19 protein-coding genes are annotated in these 19,011 nt (G+C 66.4%); 8 read left to right on the top strand and 11 right to left on the bottom strand.

Features of this window, described 5'->3' with window-relative positions; genetic code table 11:
- The first annotated feature begins 33 nt into the window (after positions 1 to 33).
- Complete coding sequence (locus ACOJB8_RS26085; RefSeq protein ID WP_069267088.1) at positions 34 to 438, top strand: DUF302 domain-containing protein; 405 nt, start codon at positions 34 to 36, stop codon at positions 436 to 438.
- A 174-nt stretch (positions 439 to 612) separates the two neighbouring features.
- The gene (locus ACOJB8_RS26080; RefSeq protein WP_368619064.1) at positions 613 to 1,944 is read left to right on the top strand and encodes a multidrug efflux MFS transporter; all 1,332 of its coding nucleotides are present in this window, start codon (positions 613 to 615) and stop codon (positions 1,942 to 1,944) included.
- 106 nt (positions 1,945 to 2,050) lie between these two features.
- On the opposite strand, the gene ACOJB8_RS26075 is transcribed toward ACOJB8_RS26080, so the two are convergent.
- Positions 2,051 to 2,308 (bottom strand): hypothetical protein, encoded by a 258-nt coding sequence (locus ACOJB8_RS26075; protein WP_368729459.1) that lies wholly within the window; start codon positions 2,306 to 2,308, stop codon positions 2,051 to 2,053.
- 660 nt (positions 2,309 to 2,968) lie between these two features.
- Between ACOJB8_RS26075 and ACOJB8_RS26070 the strand changes: the two genes are divergently transcribed.
- On the top strand, positions 2,969 to 4,402 hold the full coding sequence (locus ACOJB8_RS26070) for a cytochrome-c peroxidase (protein ID WP_475015031.1): 1,434 nt from the start codon (positions 2,969 to 2,971) through the stop codon (positions 4,400 to 4,402).
- 93 nt (positions 4,403 to 4,495) lie between these two features.
- On the opposite strand, the gene ACOJB8_RS26065 is transcribed toward ACOJB8_RS26070, so the two are convergent.
- The 8 genes from ACOJB8_RS26065 to ACOJB8_RS26030 all read right to left on the bottom strand — a co-directional run bounded on the left by ACOJB8_RS26065 (position 4,496) and on the right by ACOJB8_RS26030 (position 10,538).
- A complete protein-coding gene (locus ACOJB8_RS26065; RefSeq protein WP_475015029.1) occupies positions 4,496 to 4,834 on the bottom strand; it encodes a cupin domain-containing protein in 339 nt (112 codons plus the stop codon).
- Between the two features lie 9 nt (positions 4,835 to 4,843).
- Positions 4,844 to 5,272 (bottom strand): OsmC family protein, encoded by a 429-nt coding sequence (locus tag ACOJB8_RS26060; protein ID WP_042260258.1) that lies wholly within the window; start codon positions 5,270 to 5,272, stop codon positions 4,844 to 4,846.
- A 79-nt stretch (positions 5,273 to 5,351) separates the two neighbouring features.
- Positions 5,352 to 6,149, bottom strand: a complete 798-nt coding sequence (locus ACOJB8_RS26055; RefSeq protein WP_368603544.1) for a c-type cytochrome — start codon at positions 6,147 to 6,149, stop codon at positions 5,352 to 5,354.
- A complete protein-coding gene (locus ACOJB8_RS26050; RefSeq protein ID WP_342946242.1) occupies positions 6,146 to 7,771 on the bottom strand; it encodes a b(o/a)3-type cytochrome-c oxidase subunit 1 in 1,626 nt (541 codons plus the stop codon). The genes ACOJB8_RS26055 and ACOJB8_RS26050 overlap by 4 nt, the downstream gene beginning before the upstream one ends.
- Complete coding sequence (locus ACOJB8_RS26045; RefSeq protein WP_342946241.1) at positions 7,761 to 8,336, bottom strand: cupredoxin domain-containing protein; 576 nt, start codon at positions 8,334 to 8,336, stop codon at positions 7,761 to 7,763. Before ACOJB8_RS26045 ends, ACOJB8_RS26050 begins: the two co-directional genes overlap by 11 nt.
- A gap of 28 nt (positions 8,337 to 8,364) precedes the next feature.
- Positions 8,365 to 8,547 carry a hypothetical protein gene (locus ACOJB8_RS26040; protein WP_028206326.1) on the bottom strand — a complete coding sequence of 61 codons (183 nt, stop codon included), beginning with the start codon at positions 8,545 to 8,547 and terminating at the stop codon, positions 8,365 to 8,367.
- Between the two features lie 7 nt (positions 8,548 to 8,554).
- The gene (locus ACOJB8_RS26035; protein ID WP_475015143.1) at positions 8,555 to 9,838 is read right to left on the bottom strand and encodes a c-type cytochrome; all 1,284 of its coding nucleotides are present in this window, start codon (positions 9,836 to 9,838) and stop codon (positions 8,555 to 8,557) included.
- A 94-nt stretch (positions 9,839 to 9,932) separates the two neighbouring features.
- Complete coding sequence (locus ACOJB8_RS26030) at positions 9,933 to 10,538, bottom strand: c-type cytochrome (RefSeq protein ID WP_475015141.1); 606 nt, start codon at positions 10,536 to 10,538, stop codon at positions 9,933 to 9,935.
- Positions 10,539 to 11,070: 532 nt separating this feature from the next.
- Here ACOJB8_RS26030 and ACOJB8_RS26025 point away from each other — a divergent pair.
- Positions 11,071 to 11,811 carry a FadR/GntR family transcriptional regulator gene (locus ACOJB8_RS26025; RefSeq protein WP_069267080.1) on the top strand — a complete coding sequence of 247 codons (741 nt, stop codon included), beginning with the start codon at positions 11,071 to 11,073 and terminating at the stop codon, positions 11,809 to 11,811.
- Between the two features lie 78 nt (positions 11,812 to 11,889).
- Here the strand turns inward: ACOJB8_RS26025 and ACOJB8_RS26020 are convergent, their stop codons facing one another.
- On the bottom strand, positions 11,890 to 13,473 hold the full coding sequence (locus ACOJB8_RS26020; RefSeq protein WP_475015026.1) for an aldehyde dehydrogenase (NADP(+)): 1,584 nt from the start codon (positions 13,471 to 13,473) through the stop codon (positions 11,890 to 11,892).
- A gap of 280 nt (positions 13,474 to 13,753) precedes the next feature.
- On the opposite strand from ACOJB8_RS26020, the gene ACOJB8_RS26015 reads away from it, so the two are divergent.
- The 4 genes from ACOJB8_RS26015 (at position 13,754) to kdgD (ending at position 18,597) form a co-directional block, all read left to right on the top strand.
- On the top strand, positions 13,754 to 15,085 hold the full coding sequence (locus ACOJB8_RS26015) for an MFS transporter (RefSeq protein WP_475015023.1): 1,332 nt from the start codon (positions 13,754 to 13,756) through the stop codon (positions 15,083 to 15,085).
- 39 nt (positions 15,086 to 15,124) lie between these two features.
- Positions 15,125 to 16,213 (top strand): lactonase family protein, encoded by a 1,089-nt coding sequence (locus ACOJB8_RS26010; protein ID WP_475015022.1) that lies wholly within the window; start codon positions 15,125 to 15,127, stop codon positions 16,211 to 16,213.
- 65 nt (positions 16,214 to 16,278) lie between these two features.
- Positions 16,279 to 17,628, top strand: a complete 1,350-nt coding sequence (gene gudD, locus ACOJB8_RS26005; RefSeq protein ID WP_475015020.1) for a glucarate dehydratase — start codon at positions 16,279 to 16,281, stop codon at positions 17,626 to 17,628.
- A gap of 51 nt (positions 17,629 to 17,679) precedes the next feature.
- Complete coding sequence (kdgD, locus tag ACOJB8_RS26000; RefSeq protein WP_028206318.1) at positions 17,680 to 18,597, top strand: 5-dehydro-4-deoxyglucarate dehydratase; 918 nt, start codon at positions 17,680 to 17,682, stop codon at positions 18,595 to 18,597.
- Between the two features lie 103 nt (positions 18,598 to 18,700).
- On the opposite strand, the gene ACOJB8_RS25995 is transcribed toward kdgD, so the two are convergent.
- The gene (locus tag ACOJB8_RS25995) at positions 18,701 to 18,952 is read right to left on the bottom strand and encodes a hypothetical protein (RefSeq protein WP_475015018.1); all 252 of its coding nucleotides are present in this window, start codon (positions 18,950 to 18,952) and stop codon (positions 18,701 to 18,703) included.
- Positions 18,953 to 19,011 lie beyond the last annotated feature (59 nt).

Raw genomic sequence — 19,011 nt, 5'->3', positions numbered from 1 at the left:
CGCGCGGACCGTGCGCCATAGGAGGAGTTTGTCATGGCCGAATACGGGCAACATCCCTCATCCGTGCTGGCGCTCAAGAGCGTCCACGACTTCGACACGACGATCGCGCGCCTGAAGACCGCGCTGGCCAAGGCGGGTGCGGATATCTTCGCCGACGTCGACCAGCGCGAAGCCGCCGAGACCGCCGGGCTCAGCCTGCGCCGCACGCGCCTCATCCTGTTCGGCAATCCGAAGGCGGGTACGCCCGTCATGGCGGCCAACCCGCACGCGGCGGTGGAGTTGCCGCTGCGCATGGTGATCTGGGAAGACAACGAGGGGCACACGCGGCTCGACTATCGCGACGTCTCGCAGACGCTCGGCCCGCTCTACGGCATCGACGCCGAAGTGCTCGTGCCGCTGCAGCGCGTGGTGGGGCTGCTGCAGACCGCCGTGCAATAAGCGGCAAACGAACTGCGCGCCTCACGCCAGTCCCTTGGGCCGGCGCCTGCGCCCCCATCTTCGGCAGGCGCTTAAAAAATTGACAGCCGCGGCGCGCTTCGCTTAACGTAGGTGCCTTGCGACTTCGCCCGGCAAGCGGGCGAACGCGTAGCCCGCCGCTGCCTCGATCCGCCGATGACCTCCCGCGCAGAAGACCCCGACGATCCGCCACGCGATCGCGCCGGGGCGTCCGACTTGACTCCCGCTTCCCCACTCACGGCATCGCCTGCGGCTGCCGCCACGCAGCGACTCCCCCGAAACCCGCACGATGCCGATGTCGAGCAACACTGGCGGCGCAATCTCGCGGTCTGCGTGGTGGGCTCGTTCACGACGCTCGTCGCCATGACGCTGATGCTGCCGTTCCTGCCGCTCTACGTGGAGGAACTGGGCGTGCACGGCCACGCGTCGATCGTGCAGTGGTCGGGCATCGCGTACAGCGCGACGTTCTTCACGGCCGCGCTAGTCGCTCCCCTGTGGGGACGCCTCGGCGACCGCTACGGCCGCAAGCCCATGCTCGTGCGCGCGAGCCTCGGCATGGCGGTCACGATGTCGCTCATCGGCATGTCGCGCAATATCTGGCAGCTCGTGGCGCTGCGTTTGCTCGCGGGTTTCGCCGGCGGCTATTCGTCGGGTTCGACCATCCTCGTCGCCACGCAAACGCCGCGTCACCGTTCGGCGTGGGCGCTCGGCGTGCTGTCGTCGGGCGTCATGGCCGGCAATCTGATCGGGCCGCTCGTGGGCGGCACGCTGCCGCCGCTCATCGGCCTGCGCGCCACGTTCTGGGTGGCCGGCGCAACGATCTTCGCGGCCTTCATCGCGACCTGCGTGTTCGTGAAGGAAGCGCCGCGCCCCGCGCGCGTAGCGCATGCGGCGCAGAAGGGCGGCTGGTCGGCGCTGCCCGACAAGCGCCCGATCGTCGCCATGCTCGTGACCGGCATGCTGCTGATGCTCGCCAACATGTCGATCGAACCCATCATCACCGTGTATGTGGCGACGCTCGTGCACGACCCCGCGCGCGTGACGTTCGTCGCGGGCCTCGCGATGTCGGCGGCGGCGCTCGGCAGCATCGTCGCGGCTTCGCGACTCGGGCGCGTGGCGGACCGTGTGGGGCACGCGAAAGTGATCGTCGCGGCCTTGGCGGCCTCGGCATTGCTGCTCGTGCCGCAGGCGTTCGTCACGGCGGGCTGGCAACTCGTCGTGCTGCGCTTTCTCATGGGCGTGTCGCTCGCGGCGCTGCTGCCGTGCATCGCGACCGTCATTCGCCACAACGCGCCGGACCATGCCGCGGGCAGCGTGCTCGGCTATTCGGTGTCGGCGCAATTCGCGGGGCAGGTGCTCGGGCCGCTGATCGGCGGCTTCGTCGGCGGGCATCTTGGCATGCGCGCCGTGTTCCTCGGCACGAGCCTGCTGATGCTGGCGGGCGCGCTGTTTACGTGGCGCGCGGTGGGTTTCGCCCGGCGCGCGTAACGCGGCGGCGATGCCGCGCGCAGGCATTCGAAGTGTGAGAGGCGAGGGCGGCGGATCTTGCGCGCCGCCGCCTCGGGTTCATCGGCGCTCGTTCAGCGGGCGCGCTTCAGTGACCAAAAAACACGTCGCAGTCGGGACGCGGCCAGCACATCTTGCCCGTGCGATGGCCCGAGGCACTATGCGTATCGGGCGTGCCGCCATACGACATGTCGGTGCTGGCCTGTGCCGAAGCATCGGCGTCGTCGGTCATCGTCTGATGCGCGCGTTCCTGCGAAACGGGTTCGTCCTTCGCGCGCGCCGTGCCGGGCGCAACGGCTGCCACGGCCGCCACGCATGCGGCGATCAATGCCAGGCGTAATGTCATATCAACCTCCTTTCTCGAGTTCGTGAGTGCGCCTTCGCGGCAATGACGACGTCACTGCGGGATAACGGCGGAATGAATCCGCGGCGAAGGTGCGCGCGAGCGAGAGGCAAAGCCTGAAGCCGCACACTCATCTGGAAAGTCGGGATGCCTGCGCGCAGCGCACGGCTGCCGAACGTCTTAGCTCACTGCTCACGAAAGAAGCGCGCCCACGCATTCGGGGGCGGCACAGCGCGGCGCGGCGCAAGAAGAAGGGGCGCGCGGGCGCAGAGAACATCCGCACTGTGCTTTCAGTTATAGCTCGCGCCGCACGGAGTGCAATCGGCTCAATCCCGGCCCCGCGCGCGGAGCGAATCCAGGGCCGAATCCAGAACCCCGCACACACCGCCCCTCCAGCGATTCTTTCGGTTCTGAAAATAACTGAAAGTATTCGGAAATTAAACGGTCGCCGTGTAGTCATCTTGCGATGCTGTAATGCGCTCGCTCTGATGTGAGAGGCGCATTGGCGCCCGTTCGCAGGATGGATGGGCGCCGCCTGTACGGCGCGGCGCCAGGGCGCACTGATGCGCGCCGCGTCTGAGGGACTCTACGCTGGGCACGCAGTTGAACTCCGCGGCGTTCGGCTTTTCCTTTTCGTGGTATTTCGCAAAGAAAGATCGAATCATGTCCGAGATTTCCACTTCGCCGACACCGTCTTCACCCAAACCGCGCAGTGCGGCGAGCCCCACGCGGGTCGTCCTGCGCGCCGCCGCTGCCGTGATCGCGGTCGGCGCACTGGGTTTCTGCGCCTACGCCGTGGCGTTTCCGGCCAACGTGCCCGAAGCCGTGGGCGAGGTCGTCGAGAACCTGACGGGCGCGAATCCGCACCCGGTGGTGCTGCAGCGCCCGCCAGTCGCACCGCTTTCGGCGATGGCGCAGCTCGGCAAGCAGCTCTTTTTCGATCCGGCGCTCTCGGGCTCCGGTCAGCAGTCCTGTGCTTCGTGCCATAGCCCCGACCGTTCCTACGGTCCTCCCAATGGGCACGACGTGCAGATGGGCGGCCTCGCGATGAACCAGCAGGGTTATCGCCCGCCGCCTTCGCTCATGTATCTGTACCGCCAACCGAACTTCAGCATCGGTCCGGACCAGGGTGAAGCCGATGACGCGCCGACGGTCGTCCAGCAGGCCAGCGCCGCCGCCGACGTCGTGAAGTCGCAGAAGGTGGCGGGCGGCGCATCGACCTCCGTGGAGATGGTGCCGCAGGGCGGCCTGTTCTGGGACGGCCGCGCCGACACGCTGCAGCAGCAGGCGTATGGCCCGCTGCTCAATCCTGTGGAAATGGCGGACACGAGCATCGAACAGGTGGCGACGAAGCTCGAGAAGGCGCCGTATGCGAAGCACTTCACGGAACTGTTCGGCGACCGGATCTTCAGCGACCCGAAGCTGGCCGTGGCGGAGGCGATGTTCGCAATCTCGCGCTACCAGGTCGAAGATCAGTCGTTCCACCCGTATAACAGCAAATACGATCGCTGGCTCGAAGGCCACGCGCGCCTCTCGCAAGCGGAGCTGCGCGGCCTGCGTCTCTTCAACGACCCGAACAAGGCGAACTGCGCGGGCTGCCACCTCTCGAAGCCCGGCAAGGACGGCCTGCCGCCCATGTTCACGGACTACCAGTACGAGGCGCTGGGTGTGCCGCGCAACAACAAGCTCGCGCAGAACAAGGACCCGCACTTCTTCGATCTGGGCGTGTGCGGCCCGTTCCGCTCGGACTTCAAGGACCAGACGCAGTACTGCGGCATGTTCCTCACGCCGACGCTGCGCAATTCGGCCACGCGCACGGTGTTTTTCCATAACGGCGTGTACCACAACCTCGACGACGTGATGGCGTTCTACAACGATCGCAATACGGACCCGGGCAAGTTCTATCCGCACGGCCCCGACGGCAAGATCGACAAGTACGACGATATTCCGCCGCAGTTCCGGAAGAACGTGGACGTGACCGATGCGCCGTTCGACCGCAAGTTCGGCGACAAGCCCGCGATGACGCCAGGCGACATTCAGGACATCATCGCGTTCCTCAAGACGCTCAACGACGATCCGGTGCCATCGAAGCAATGAGCGGGGCGGGGCAACCCGTCTTCGCAAAGTAAAAGGAGCGTGTCCGGCATTCGCCAGGACACGCTCTTTTTTTTACCTATGCGCCACCAGCCCTTACTTGTCCCCATGGGCAAGATGAATCGTGACGATCACGGAGGCGTCGTCGAGCGCTTCCAGCGCATGCGTTTCGCCGCCGCCGAGCAGCAGCATGTCGCCGGCGTGCATGGTGCGCGGGTCGCCGTTCACGAAGAAGCGGATCACGCCTTCCACGCACTGCACCGTGATCTCGCCGGGCACGCTGTGCTCGGGCAGACGCTTGCCAGCGGGCAGCACGATGCGCATGACTTCGAGTTGCTGCGCGCGGATCAGGGTGATCGACTTCGCATTCTTGAGCGCGCCGCCTAGCGGACGCACGTCGAAGACCTCACCCGGCGCGGCATGGGGGATGGCCATGACAGCCTCTCAAACGAGCTTCGCGTTGAGCGTGATCTTCGCGTTGTTGGCGAAGAGCTTCGACACCGGGCAGTTCTCCTTGGCGCCCTTCGAAAGCTCGTCGAACTTCGCTTGATCGATGCCGGGAATCTTTGCCGTCATGTCGAGCTGGCAGCTCGTGATGGCGAAGCCTTCGCCCACCTTGTCGAGCGTAACGGTCGATTTCGTCTCGATGCTCTCGGCCGTGAAGCCCGCCTGGGTGAGAAAGAGCGAGAACGCCATGGTGAAGCAGCCCGCGTGCGCCGCGCCGATCAACTCCTCGGGGTTGGTGCCGGGACCGCCTTCGAAGCGCGAGGCGAAACCATAAGGCGCTTCCTTGAGCACGCCGGTTTGCGTCGAGATCGTGCCCTGTCCGTCCTTGATGCCGCCGTGCCATTTTGCCGATGCCGTCTTTTGCATGATGTCGCTCCGCGAGGTTGGGTGAAGGACGTGCAGGGCGCGCAATTTGCGTACCGCCGCAAGTCCTGCAGGGTTGGGTTCAGGGTTGCTTCGGCTGCCATTCGCCCGCGTACCAGGCGGCGGCCGCGTCGATTTCCTCGGGCGTCATGTTGCGCGCGATGTTGCGCATCTGTTCGGAGATGTCGTTATGGCGCGTACCGTTCGCGAACGCGAGCAACTGCGCCTTCGTGTATGCGGCCGGGAGGCCGTCGAGCCACGGGCTGCCGATCTTGCTGTCCACGCCGCCATGGCAGGACGCGCATGCGGGAATATTGCGCAGTGGCGCGCCGTGCGCCACGATGGCGGGCGCGCCGCCATGCAGGTGCGCGATCGGCTGCAGCGAGGCGTAGTAGGCGGCGAGGTCGCGCATGTCCTGGTCGGACAGATCGCGAGCCATGGGCGACATCACCGCGTTCTGGCGGGCGCCCGTCTGGAAGTCGTGCAGCTCCTTGAAGACCACGATGGCGAACTGGCCCGCCAGATTCGGCGAATTGGCCATGCTGATGCCGCGCGGGCCATGGCACATCGTGCAGCGCAGGGCGAGCGTCGCGCCGCGGCCAACCGAGAGCGTCGTCGCGCCATCGAGCATGTGCGGCGTGAGTTCGACCTGGCTCAGCTGGTAGCCCGGCGGCACCGCCGATCCGACCGGGTGCCAGTCGCGCGGCACGCCGGCCGCGCTGCAGATCGCCGTCCAGATGCCCTGAAAATAGGGGTCGCTCTTGGCGGAAGGCAGCCAGATGAAGCCGATCAGCACGGAGACGACGAACACGACGATCGCCGTGCCCACGCCCGCGCGAAACCACACATTGCGAAACGAGAACAGGCGTTCGTCGCTCATCGCTGTGCTCCAATCGGGATCGCGGGCACGGCCGATTCGGGCGTTGCCAGCAGTTGCGCGATCGGGTAGCCATAGTTGGTGATCGTGAGGGCGACCATCAGCACGACCCACAGCCCGAAGCTATTGAGCGCCACCGGCAGCGTGGCCGACTCGTGCACCGGCTTGCTGAAGCGATATTCCTCGGGCGCGGCGGCCTCGCTGCGATGCCCCTGCAGCAGCACGAGGAAGAACAGCACCGCCGAGGTCACGAGGATCAGGCCGCCAATGGCCGAGAGCACCACGAGCGCGCCCTGGCCCGCGAGCGCCGGGTCGCTGTAGTCGTAATAGGCCATGCGCCGCGGCATGCCCATGAGGCCGACCAGGTGCCACGGGAAGGTCGTCACGATCATGCCGATGAACCACAGCCACAGCTGCCAGCGCATGAGGCGCCAGTTGTTGAGCGCGCGGCCCGTGATCTGCGGCCACAGGTCGTAGGCGATGGCGAAATACATGATGACGATCGCGCCGCCATAGATCAGGTGAAAGTGGCCCGTGATCCACTGCGTGTTGTGTACGGGCTGGTCGAGCTGGTAGCTCATGTTGATGAGGCCGCCCGCGCCGCCAAACCCGAGCATGACGAACGAGAACGCCACGGCCAGCATTTGCGGGTTTTGCCACGGCAGCTTCGCGATCCAGCCGAACGGCCCCTTGCCGCCGCGCAGCCGCCCGGCGATTTCGACCGACGCGCAGATCGTGAACACGGTGAGAAGCGTGGGCACCGAGACGAGCGCCGTGAACACCGACTGCACGAACTTGAAGCCCGAGCCCACCTGCGGATCGGTGAACAGGTGGTGAATCCCGATCGGCATGGCCACCACGAGAAACAGGATGAACGAGATGCGCGCCATCACATCGCTGTAGAGCCGGCCGCCGATCGCGCGCGGGACGATCGTGTAGTAGGCGATATAGGCGGGCACGAGCCAGAAGTAGACGATGGCGTGCAGGGTCCAGGAGAAGAACACGCGCGCGAGGCCCGCGTCGATCGTATTGCGCCAGCCGAAGGCCACGGGCAGGATCTGGAACAGCACTTCGATGGCTGCGCCCACCGCGGTCCAGCCCCACAGATACGCGCCCGCCGTAGTCGCGAACATGGCGAGCGGCAGCGGTTTGCCGGGATTCTCGCGTTTCCATTTCGCGGTGTTGATGCCCATCAGCGCGACCCAGACCCACGAACCCACCACGACGAGCACGACGCCCAGGTAATAGAACACGTTGCCGATCATCGGCGGGTAGAACGTGTAGAGCACGGAGGCGAGGCCGAGCGCCACGGGCACCGAGGCCGTGACGGCGCCGAGCGCGAGCAGGATGAAGCCAAGCCAGGCCCACTTCACGCCCACGAGCGGGCGCTTGAGCGCCAGTTCGCTGACCGCGTAGCCGAAGCCCATCGCGATGAGCGTGGGAAACACGTAACCCATCACGGTGCCGTGCTCCGTTACCGAGCGGTAGTACAGCTCGGGGTCGTTGAGCCACGGATGCAGCGGGCTGCGCACGAACATCTGCCACGCGCCGAGCAGCAGCGCCACGCCGAAGACGATGAACGCGAGCCAGAAGTGGGCGAGTACGAGTCGCTTGTTATTTAACACAGCTGAGTCTCCGCGCGGAATTGCCTGCCTGATTCGCCATCTGCATGAAGGCATCGCGGTCGATGACCTTCACGTGGGCCCACATGCCCTGGTGGCCCGTGCCGCAGTATTCGTGGCACGGCATGAGGTGGTCGGAGGGTTTGTCGAAAGTCGTGCGGAACGTCGAGATGTAGCCCGGCTCGACCATCGAGTTCAGGTTGGTGTCCGTGACGAGGAAGCCGTGCACGACATCGGCGCTCGTCGCGCGGAACGTAATGGGCGTGTTCGCCGGGACGAGAATGCACTGCGGCGTGAACGAATATTGCTGGGCGAGAATGCGCACCGTCACGGAGCCGTCGGTTTCCACGGCGCTGCCGAGGTTCGATTCGACGAATTCGCCGGACACGTGCAGCGTTTGCGGATTGACGAGCTCCACGCGCGAGGGCGGCATCATGGCCCAGTGCAGGCCCGTGAACACCACCATGGCCACGAGCAGGCAGACGAACGCCACCATGAGCGTCGCCCAGCGGCGCTCGACGCGCGCGGCGACTTCGGCACTGGCATGGTTATCGAGCGGATTCGACATGAGGCCGGCCTTTTCTTGTCTGTCTGATCTATTGGATGACGCCGCGCGGCAGGAACACGACGAAGTAGAAGATGAACCAGAGCGCGGCGACGATCGCCGTGGCGATGCCCGCTACCGCGAGCGCGCCGCCCGGGCCGCTGGCCACGATCTCGTCGACCTGTTCGTGTTGCGGGCGCTCGCCCGGTTGTTCGGGTACGGGAGTTTCGATCATCGCAGCCTCAGAAAAGCGGCGCGGAACGCAGCGCGTTCACTTCGTGTTCGGAAACCGGCGTGCCGTGATTGCCCCACGCCGTGCGGATATAGGTGACCACGGCCGCCACTTCTTCATCGGAGAGCGACTGCGCGAACGGCGGCATGCCGTAGGGCATCGGGTTCTTGCGCGTGCCCGGCGCGTAGCCGCCGTTGAGCACCATGCGGATGGGGTTCACGGCCGAGTTCATCTGGATCGACTGGTTGTCGGCGAGCGGCGGGAAATGCGGCGGCTTGCCCTGGCCTTCGGTGGCGTGGCAGACCGCGCACTGCGACTCGTAGATCTTCCTGCCGAGCGGCACGAGGCGCTGGGCTTCCTCCGTCACGAACGTGCTCTTGGGCGACTTGTCGACTTCGTTGTTGCGGCCCGGCAACGACTTCAGATACACGGCCACGGCGCGCACGTCGTCTTCGGTGAGGTACTGGAAGCTGTCGTAGACCACTTCGGCCATCGGGCCGTACACGGCGCCGCGCTTCGACACGCCCGCGTGCAGCAGATCGACGATGTCCTCGATGCTCCAGTCGCCAAGCCCCGCCTCCTTGTTCGAGGTGAGCGAAGGCGCGTACCAGTTCTGCACCGGAATCAGACCGCCCTCGAATGCCTTCGAGGGCGAGTTGCCGCCCAGCGCGTTGATGGCCGTATGGCACATCGTGCAGTGGCCGAGACCTTCCACGAGATAGGCGCCGCGATTCCATTCGGCAGACTGGGTCGGGTCGGGCTTGAACTCGCCCTCGCGGAAGAACAGCGTGCGCCAGCCGAGCAGCAGCGCGCGCTTGTTATACGGGAAGCGCAGGTCGTGCGGGCGGTTTTCCTTGTGCACGGGCTGCGTGGAAAGCAGGTACGCGAATATCGCGTCCGAGTCCGCGCGCGTGACCTTGGTGTACGACGCGAACGGCATGGCCGGATAGAGCAGCGTGCCGTCGCGCGACTTGCCCTCGTGCAGCATGCGGTAGAACTCGTCGGCGGTCCACGAGCCGATGCCGAAGGTCTTGTCCGACGAGATGTTCGGCGTGTAGAGCGTGCCGAACGGCGTTTCCATCGGTCGCCCGCCGCCGAACATCTGCTCGGAAGGCACCGTGTGGCACGCAATGCAGTCGCCGGCGCGCGCGAGGTATTCGCCGCGCGCGATCAGTTCGGCGTTGCTCGCGACCGGCTTCGCGTTGGCCGTCGCTGCCGCTGCGGCGGCTCTCGCCGCGTCCGCTGCGTTCGCGCTGGGCGCGGCCGTTTGCGCGAGCGCGACCGCGGCGCCCATGCAGAGCGTGGCGGCCGCGAGCGAGAGGCGCGTCGCGAGTGGCCTGGGCGATGACGGGAGAAGGGATCGAAGTCTGCGCACGTCGAGGCCCCGGCTAGTTATGGACGCTACCGCACGCGAGCGGCAGCGGCGAGGCCGCCGCCGGCGTCGTATCGGCGGGCGCGGGTTGCGACGAGAGCCAGGCCGCGATCGCGGTGATGTCGCGGTCGGCGAGACGGGTGGCGATGTCGTGCATGCAGTCGGGCGCGGCAGCCCGGCGCGTACCGTAGCGGAACGCGCCGAGCTGCGCGCTGATGTAGTTCGCATGCAGGCCCACGAGGCCCGGAATGGCCGGCTGCATGCCAGTGAGCGAGGCACCGTGGCAGCCTGCGCAGGCGGGCACGTTGCGCTCGCTGTCGCCGTTCATGACGAGCGTTTTACCGAGGGCGAGCGTGGCCGCGTCGACCGTGGGTTTGGCGGGCGGCGGATAGGGCGGGTGCTGCTGCGAGAAGAATTCCGCGATCTGCTTGAGGTAGGCGTCGGGCAGATATGCCAGCAGATAGTTCATGGGCGGGTAGCTGCGGCCGCCGTCGCGGAAGGCGACGAGCTGGTTGAACAGATACCCCGCTGGCTTGCCCGCGAGACGCGGGAAGTAGTCGTTGTCGGTGCCTTCGCCGTGTGCGCCGTGACAGGCCGCGCAACCCATCACGCGGGCTTGCATCGTGTCAGGCGCGGGCTCGGCGGGGGGCGCCGCGAGGAGCGGCGCCCACGGCAGCGCGAGCGTAAGGATGATCAGGACGATGCGGGTTCTCAATGATTCCCTCGTTGCGGATGGTAACGACACAAACGCGTTGCGATTCGATATCAGTTGAGGCGTCGTCCGTGGGGGATTTTCATTGTGCAAGACGGCCGGGCGCGCACCTTTTCGAGGAGATTATCGGAGAACGCCGACTTGTGCAGCCAGGATGTGCAAATAAATCTGCCGGATTATTGCATCGGCATATGTTTGCTAACACAACGACAGGCGCGTCTTGCTACAGATTATCGTGGCGCGAATTGCATCGGAATGCGAAATAAAATGAGGATCGTTTGAGGAGCGATCTCGTGTGGTCTTCGGGCCTGCGCGGGTGGAGTCCATTGTGTGGTCGTAGGATGTCCTCGGTCGCGTGTGTGCGCGCTTTTCCAGCGGTTGTCCGACAACGTATAATGGGATGACATGACTGACGCACGCATATCGAGCCAAGGAGATCCACATGGCGGAGTCGCTTGCCACGCCCATCGCCGCGCGTAGCCGCAATCTCGCCGAGCAGGTCGTCAACTTCATCAGCGAGCAGATCGCCACGCGCGCACTCAAGCCCGGCGACAAATTGCCCACCGAAAGCAACCTCATGACGCAACTGGGCGTGAGCCGCACGGTGGTGCGCGAGGCGATCTCGCGTCTGCAGGCCATGTCGGTGATCGAAACGCGTCACGGCATTGGCAGCTTCGTGCTGGAGCCGCGCCGCGAGCCGCTCGATCTCGACGTCGTCCCGGCCAGCACGCTGGACGACGTGCTTTCCGTGCTCGAGCTGCGCATCAGTCTCGAAACGGAGGCCGCGGGCCTTGCCGCCCAGCGTGCGAGCGAGCGCGACCTGGCCGGCATGCGCGGCGCGCTCGACACGCTCGACGTCGTCATCCGCACGGGCGGCGACAGCTCGGGCGCCGACCTCGAATTCCACATCTCGGTGGCGCGCGCCACGGGCAACCGCTATTTCGTCGACATCCTCACGCAGATGGGCGCGGCGTTGATCCCGCGCCGTCGCGTCGATTCGGCCGGCATCGCGCATCGCGATCCGCAGGCTTACGCCGAGCTGGTGAACCGCGAGCACGAGAGCATTTTCGACGCCATCGCCCGTCACGATCCCGAAGGCGCACGCGCGGCCATGCGCATGCATCTGTCGAGCAGCCGCGAGCGGCTGCGCCGCGCGGCGGCGGAGTCGGGTGAAAAGGCATAGCGCGTAGCGTGCATGGAAAAGCAGCGGCCGTTGGCCGCTGTTTTCATTGGCGATGGGCGTAGGTGATACCGAGCTAAGTCAGCCTCGCACCATCTCGCCATTCTTGCGCCGCCAGAGGTCGAGCGGATTGGCGTCCATCAGCGCCTGCGGCAGCAACTCGGCCGGGAAGTCCTGATAGCACACGGGCCGCAGGAAACGCTCCATCGCGCTCGTGCCCACCGAGGTCGCGCGGCTGTCGGACGTGGCCGGGAACGGGCCGCCGTGGACCATCGCATGCGTGACTTCCACGCCGGTCGGGAAGCCGTTCACGAGCAGGCGGCCGGCCTTGCGTTCGAGGATCGGCACGAGACGCATCGCGGCGGGCACGTCGGTGCGGTCCATCTGGATCGTCGCGGTGAGCTGGCCCGCGAAGTGTTCGGCCACGGCGAGCAGTTCGGCTTCGTCCTTGCAGCGCACGAGCGTCGAGGCCGGCCCGAACACTTCGTCTTCGAGGGCGGGTTGCGCAAGGAAGGTTTGCGCGTCGGTCACGAAGAGGGCGGCGAACGCCTGGTTCGGGCCGCTCGCGCTCCGGCCTTGCGCGAGGGCGCTCACGCCCTGGGTTTCGGCGAGGCGCCGCGCGCCTTCTTCATACGCCGCATGGATGCCCGCCGTGAGCATGGTCTGCGCGGGCTTGATGCCCAGCGCCTGCGCGGCGGCCTGCGCGAACTGGTCGAGCGCCGGTCCCTCGATGCCGATCGCCAGGCCCGGATTCGTGCAGAACTGACCCGCGCCGAGCACGAGCGAATCGACGAAGGCCTGCGCGATGGCCGCGCCGCGTGCCGCGAGTGCCTCGGGCAGCAGGAACACGGGATTGATGCTGCTCATTTCCGCGTAGACGGGAATGGGCTCGGGCCGGTTCGCGGCGATGCGCATGAGCGCCGTGCCGCCCGCGCGCGAGCCGGTGAAGCCAACGGCCTTGATGGCCGGATGCGCGACGAGCGCCTCGCCCACGGTGCGCCCCGCGCCGACGATGAGTGAGAACACACCCTCGGGCAGCCCCATCTCCTGGACGGCCTGCTGGATCACGCGGCCCACCATCTCTGAAGTGCCGAGGTGCGCGCCGTGCGCCTTGACGATGACCGGGCAGCCCGCCGCCAGCGCCGCGGCCGTGTCGCCGCCCGCCACCGAGAACGCGAGCGGGAAGTTGCTCGCGCCGAACACGGCGACCGGGCCGAGCGCGATCTTCTGCAGACGCAGGTCGGCGCGCGGCAGCGGCTTGCGCTCGGGCAGGGCGGCGTCGAGCGTGGGCGTGAGCCATAGGCCCTGGCGCACTTCCTGGGCGAACAGCTTGAGTTGGCCGATGGTGCGGCCGCGCTCGCCTTCGAGGCGCGCCTTGGGCAGGCCGGTTTCCGCGTGGGCGCGTTCGGTGAGCGCGTCGCCGAGCGCGGCGATGCCGTCGGCGATACGTTCGAGGAACGCCGCGCGCACGGCGAGGGGCAGCGTGCGGTACGCGTCGAACGCCTCTGCGGCGAGCTGGCAGGCGGCGTCGACGTCGGCGGCCGTGCCGCTGCCGAAGGCCGGCGCGGGGATCGCTTCGCCCGTGGCGGGATTGAAAGCCGCGAGCGGCTTTTCCGAGCCGCGCACGGCGCGGCCTCCAATGAGCATGTCGCCAGTGATTTGCATGGTGTCTCCGAGTCTCGTTGCAGTGAGTTAAGTCATCGTACAACTATCATACGCCAGGTTGTCGCCGCCGCACACCCGAGGCAGGCGCCTTTGGCAATCGGGAGGCGCTACAGGCGCGCAACTTCAAGCTTTGTCGGTTATGATTCCCGTTCCATGGCAGGGTAAACACGACATTGGCTCCGTCGGCGGGCAAGCCTAGAATGTCGTCAGACAACGTACCACAAAGCATTCAAACGCGATCCAATCCGCGCGCCGCCCGCGCCTAAAGGAGACAACCCCGATGTCCGCCCCCGCCAACCGTTATGAGGACCTGCTGGAGTCAGCCAGCGCCAAGGTCCTGAGGCACGTGCTCCCGCTCTTCCTCATCATGTTCATCGCGAACTATATCGACCGTGTGAACGTCGGTTTCGCCGGCGCGCACATGAAAGCCGATATCGGTCTTTCGGCGGCGGCGTATGGGTTTGGCGCGGGGCTATTCTTCGTGGGCTACGCGATCTTCGAGGTGCCGTCCAACATCCTCATGCAAAAGTATGGCGCACGCGCATGGCTTACGCGCATCATGGGTACGTGGGGCGTCGTGGCCGCCGCCATGGCGTTCGTGCACAACGACACCTCGTTCTACGTGCTGCGCTTTCTGCTGGGCGTTGCCGAAGCGGGTTTCTTTCCCGGCGTGATCTATTACTTCGCGCAGTGGCTGCCGCAGAAAGAACGCGGCAAGGCGGCGGCCGTGTTTCTCGCGGGGTCGGCGTTCGCCTCGGTGCTCTCGGGTCCGGTCACGGGCGCGCTGCTGTCGGTGCGCGGCCTCGGTCTCGCGGGCTGGCAGTGGATGTTCCTGATCGAAGGCGGCTTTTCCATCGTGCTGTGCGGCGTGAGCTGGGTGTTCCTGAAGTCGCGCATTCGCGATGCCCACTGGCTCACGAACGATGAGCAGGGCGCGCTCGAAACGTACATGGTTCGCGAACAGGCCGAGCGCGAAGCCGCCACGGGCGCGCACGTGCCGGTCCTGCGTCTCCTGAAGGACCCGCAGATCGTGCTGTTCTGCCTCCTCTACTTCGCAATCCAGCTCACGATCTACGCGGCCACGTTCTGGCTGCCCACGATCATCCGCAAGATGGGTGATCTCAGCGATTTCCAGGTAGGTCTCTACAACGCCATTCCGTGGATGATCGCGATCGTCGCGATGTACTGCTTCGCGCTGCTCTCGGCCAGGTACCGCTTCCAGCAGGCCTGGCTCGCCGTTGCACTCGTGATCGCGGCCTGTGGCCTGTTCGCTTCGACGTCGTCGGACCCGGTGTTCTCGTTCGTGGCGATCTGCTTCTCGGCCATCGGCTTCAAGGCGGCTTCGTCGCTGTTCTGGCCGATGCCGCAAGGCTATCTCGACACCCGCGTGGCCGCCGGCGTGATCGCGCTCATCAATTCGCTCGGCAACCTGGGCGGGTTCTTCGCGCCGGCCACCTTCGGCTATCTTCAACAGCATACGGGCTCGATTACGGGCGGCCTCTACGGCCTCGGCGTGACCTCGCTGATTGCGGCCGCCGCCGCGTTCCTCGCCCGCAACAAGCCGTCGCGCCGCGCCTTTGCCGACGATTCGGTTCGCAGCGGCGCGCATTGAGCCCGCGCGCACTCCTCAATCGAGAAGGAAACCCACACCATGAACCAGCCGAACCCCGAACGCTTCTTCGTCTACGTCGCGAATTCGAAAGACGGCGACATTGGCGTGTTTCATCTCGATGCGCGCAATGGCGCGCTCGCGCCGCAGGCCCGCGTGGCCGCGCAGGACAACGTGATGCCGATGGCGCTCTCGCCCGATCGCCGCCGCCTTTACGCGGCCACGCGCGGCGCGGACAAGCGCATCAACGACTACGCCATCGACGCGCAAAACGGCAGTCTCGCGCCGCGCGTGCAGACGCCGATCGAATCGAGCCTCGCGTATCTGTGTGCCGAGCCGCAGGGGCGTTTCCTGCTGGGCGCTTCGTACGGCGAGCATCGCGTGAGCCTGTATGGCGCGAACGAGCTCGAGAGCGGCAATGGCGCACCGCTGCAGGTGATCGACGATATCGAGCACGCGCACGCCGTGATCGTTTCCGCCGACGGGCGCTTCGCCTATGCGTCGTCGCTCGGCAGCGACCGCGTGTTTGCTTTCGCGCTGGAAGACGCGGGGCGCCTCGTCGAAATCGGTGCAGTCGATCTCGGTACGGGCTTCGGTCCGCGGCATCTGCGCTTTTCGCCCAACGGCGACGTGCTGTACGTGCTGAGCGAATTCCGCGCGACGGTCGCGGCTTTCACGCGCGACGCCGCCACGGGCAAGCTCGCGGCGCTGCACGTTTCGCCGCGCGCGCCGGTGCTCGCGCATCTGAACGACGGCTTTGCGCGCCCGAGCCCTACGGACCCCGTGCAGCCCGACCCCGCCGTGCTCGCGAAGCTCGTCTGGGCCGCCGATATCCACGTTTCGCCCGATGGGCGCTTCGTCTACGTGTCCGAGCGCACGACGAGCCAGATTCTCGCGCTGCGCGTGGCTCAAGACGGCGCGCTCGAATACGTCGGCGCGACCGCAACGGAAACACAGCCGCGTGGTTTTCGCATCGACCCGACGGGCCGGTTTCTCGTGGCGTGCGGAGAAAAATCGCAACACGTGTCGGTCTACGCGATCGATGCGGCGAGCGGCGCGCTCGCAGCCGTCTCGCGCGGCGAGGGCGGCAACGGCGCGAACTGGGTGGAGATCGTCGCCGCCCACGCTTGACCGCTTCAATCCAGGGTTTCGATTGTCAGGGCGCAGCGCGCCGCACTTTTACAGGTAATCCGTTCATGTCTACACAAACCGTTCAACCGAACGCCACGCCCGTTGTGACTGAGTTGCGCGTCGTGCCCGTGGCGGGCCGCGACAGCATGCTCCTGAACCTCTCCGGCGCGCACGGTCCGTTCTTCACGCGCAACGTCGTGCTGCTGCGCGACAGCGCGGGCAACACCGGCGTCGGCGAAGTGCCGGGCGGCGAGGCGATCCGCAAGACGCTCGAAGACGCGCGCGCGTTCGTGGTCGGCCAGTCCATCGGCAATATGCAGTCGGTGCTCAACACCGTGCGCAAGCAGTTCGCCGATCGCGACTCGGGCGGCCGCGGCCTGCAGACCTTCGACCTGCGCACCACGATTCACGCGGTCACGGCGCTCGAAGCCGCGCTGCTCGACCTGCTCGGCCAGCATCTGAACGTGCCCGTTGCCGCGCTGCTTGGCGAGGGGCAACAGCGCAGCGAAGTGGAAATGCTCGGCTACCTGTTCTTCATTGGCGATCGCAACAAGACCGATCTGGCCTACGCGAGCGGCGCCGATGGCCGCGACGACTGGGAGCGCCTGCGCACCGAAGAGGCGATGACGCCGGAGGCTGTCGTGCGCCTGGCCGAAGCCGCGCAAGCGCGCTACGGCTTCAACGACTTCAAGCTCAAGGGCGGCGTGCTGGCGGGCGACGCGGAAATGGAAGCGGTCACGGCGCTGGCCGAGCGCTTTCCCGAAGCGCGCGTGACGCTCGACCCGAACGGCGCGTGGTCGCTCGCAGAAGCCATCCGCCTGTGCCGCGACAAGCACGACGTGCTCGCCTATGCGGAAGACCCGTGCGGCGCGGAGAACGGCTATTCGGGCCGCGAAGTGATGGCGGAATTCCGCCGCGCCACCGGCCTGCCCACGGCCACCAACATGATCGCGACCGACTGGCGTCAGATGGGCCACGCTATCCAGCTGCAATCGGTGGATATCCCGCTCGCCGACCCGCACTTCTGGACCATGCAGGGCTCCGTGCGCGTAGCGCAGATGTGCAACGACTGGGGCCTCACGTGGGGCTCGCACTCGAACAACCACTTCGACATTTCGCTCGCGATGTTCACGCATGCAGCCGCCGCGGCGCCCGGCAAGATCACGGCGATCGACACCCACTGGATCTGGCAGGACGGCCAGCGCCTCACGCGCGAGCCGCTGCAGATCGTGGGCGGCAAGGTGCAGGTGCCGCAAAAGCCCGGCCTTGGCATCGAGATCGACATGGACGAGCTGGAAAAGGCCCACGCGCTCTACCAGGAGCACGGCCTCGGCGCGCGCGACGACGCGATCGCCATGCAATACCTCATTCCCAACTGGAAGTTCGACAACAAGCGTCCGTGCCTCGTGCGCTGAACGCCGTCTTCGACTGAACACCTTTACTGACTTCGCAACAGGATCAAGACCATGACCACGCCGCAAGAACTCAAGCAAATCGTCTCCGAAGGCCTGCTTTCGTTCCCCGTGACCGACTTCGACGCGCAGGGCAACTTCCGCGCGAGCACCTACGCCGAGCGCCTCGAATGGCTGGCCCCGTACGGCGCGAGCGCGCTGTTCGCAGCGGGCGGCACGGGCGAATTCTTCTCGCTCACGAAGAGCGAATACTCGCAGGTCATCAAGACGGCCACCGAAACCTGCAAGGGCAAGGTGCCGATTCTCGCGGGCGCGGGCGGCGCCACGCGCGTGGCCATCGAATACGCGCAGGAAGCCGAGCGCAACGGCGCGCAGGGCATTCTGCTGATGCCGCACTACCTCACGGAAGCGTCGCAGGAAGGCATTGCCGCGCACGTGGAGCAGGTCTGCAAGGCCGTCCCGAAGATGGGCGTGATCGTCTACAACCGCGCCAATTCGAAGCTCAACGCCGACATGCTCGAGCAGCTCGCCGACCGCTGCGAGAACCTCATCGGCTTCAAGGACGGCGTGGGCGAGATCGAGGCGATGGTGACGATTCGCCGCCGTCTGGGCGACCGCTTCTCGTACCTGGGCGGCCTGCCCACGGCCGAAGTCTACGCGGCGGCGTACAAGGCGCTGGGCGTGCCCGTGTATTCGTCGGCGGTGTTCAACTTCATTCCGAAGACGGCCATGCAGTTCTACCGCGCGATTGCCGCCGACGACCACGCGACGGTGGGCAAGCTCATCGACGAATTCTTCCTGCCGTACCTCGCCATTCGCAATCGCCGCGCGGGCTACGCGGTGAGCATCGTGAAGGCGGGCGCGAAGCTCGTGGGCCGCGACGCGGGCCCGGTGCGCGCGCCGCTCACCGATCTCACGCAAGAGGAAGTGGCGCAGCTCGACGTGCTGATCAAGAAGCTCGGCGCGCAGTAACGCGTTCGGTGTTCACGCCATGCTCGCGCCAGCCGGCGCGCGGCATGGCTGCTTGCGACAGGGGCCTTGCTGCCCTGTTTGCTCGTTGAGGGCGTGGCGCTGGTCAGGCGTTGTCGCCGAACAGGTCCAGATTGGCGCGCTCGCGCTTTTTGCCTTCGGTGCCTTCAGCCTTGCGCGTGCGGCGCGCGGCCTTTTCGCGGCGCGGCTTGCCGAACACCTCGTCGGGCGTGAAGCCGAATTCGGCGATTGCCTCGCGCACATTGGCCAGCGCCTCGTGCGCCGCTTCGGCGCGCGCGGCTTCGATGCGCTCGTCGAGTTCGCGCTTCTGGGCGAGCAATTCGAGGTAGGTAGCCATCGATGATTCTTGTCGAGTGAAAACGAGCCGCTGATTTTACGCGTTGTGCGGGCTTCGCG

The organism is Paraburkholderia sp. BR10141, from assembly GCF_056155635.1.
Note: the sequence above shows the minus strand (reverse complement) of the source record. Positions and strands in the feature narration are given on the sequence as shown.

What these genes read in the sequence shown, in the direction of transcription:
- ACOJB8_RS26085 (WP_069267088.1), top strand. Translation starts at nt 34, where the DNA reads ATGGCCGAATACGGGCAACATCCCTCATCCGTGCTGGCGCTCAAGAGC.
- ACOJB8_RS26080 (WP_368619064.1), top strand. Translation starts at nt 613, where the DNA reads ATGACCTCCCGCGCAGAAGACCCCGACGATCCGCCACGCGATCGCGCC.
- ACOJB8_RS26075 (WP_368729459.1), bottom strand. Translation starts at nt 2,308, where the DNA reads ATGACATTACGCCTGGCATTGATCGCCGCATGCGTGGCGGCCGTGGCA.
- ACOJB8_RS26070 (WP_475015031.1), top strand. Translation starts at nt 2,969, where the DNA reads ATGTCCGAGATTTCCACTTCGCCGACACCGTCTTCACCCAAACCGCGC.
- ACOJB8_RS26065 (WP_475015029.1), bottom strand. Translation starts at nt 4,834, where the DNA reads ATGGCCATCCCCCATGCCGCGCCGGGTGAGGTCTTCGACGTGCGTCCG.
- ACOJB8_RS26060 (WP_042260258.1), bottom strand. Translation starts at nt 5,272, where the DNA reads ATGCAAAAGACGGCATCGGCAAAATGGCACGGCGGCATCAAGGACGGA.
- ACOJB8_RS26055 (WP_368603544.1), bottom strand. Translation starts at nt 6,149, where the DNA reads ATGAGCGACGAACGCCTGTTCTCGTTTCGCAATGTGTGGTTTCGCGCG.
- ACOJB8_RS26045 (WP_342946241.1), bottom strand. Translation starts at nt 8,336, where the DNA reads ATGTCGAATCCGCTCGATAACCATGCCAGTGCCGAAGTCGCCGCGCGC.
- ACOJB8_RS26040 (WP_028206326.1), bottom strand. Translation starts at nt 8,547, where the DNA reads ATGATCGAAACTCCCGTACCCGAACAACCGGGCGAGCGCCCGCAACAC.
- ACOJB8_RS26035 (WP_475015143.1), bottom strand. Translation starts at nt 9,838, where the DNA reads ATGGGCGCCGCGGTCGCGCTCGCGCAAACGGCCGCGCCCAGCGCGAAC.
- ACOJB8_RS26030 (WP_475015141.1), bottom strand. Translation starts at nt 10,538, where the DNA reads ATGCAAGCCCGCGTGATGGGTTGCGCGGCCTGTCACGGCGCACACGGC.
- ACOJB8_RS26025 (WP_069267080.1), top strand. Translation starts at nt 11,071, where the DNA reads ATGGCGGAGTCGCTTGCCACGCCCATCGCCGCGCGTAGCCGCAATCTC.
- ACOJB8_RS26020 (WP_475015026.1), bottom strand. Translation starts at nt 13,473, where the DNA reads ATGCAAATCACTGGCGACATGCTCATTGGAGGCCGCGCCGTGCGCGGC.
- ACOJB8_RS26015 (WP_475015023.1), top strand. Translation starts at nt 13,754, where the DNA reads ATGTCCGCCCCCGCCAACCGTTATGAGGACCTGCTGGAGTCAGCCAGC.
- ACOJB8_RS26010 (WP_475015022.1), top strand. Translation starts at nt 15,125, where the DNA reads ATGAACCAGCCGAACCCCGAACGCTTCTTCGTCTACGTCGCGAATTCG.
- gudD (WP_475015020.1), top strand. Translation starts at nt 16,279, where the DNA reads ATGTCTACACAAACCGTTCAACCGAACGCCACGCCCGTTGTGACTGAG.
- kdgD (WP_028206318.1), top strand. Translation starts at nt 17,680, where the DNA reads ATGACCACGCCGCAAGAACTCAAGCAAATCGTCTCCGAAGGCCTGCTT.
- ACOJB8_RS25995 (WP_475015018.1), bottom strand. Translation starts at nt 18,952, where the DNA reads ATGGCTACCTACCTCGAATTGCTCGCCCAGAAGCGCGAACTCGACGAG.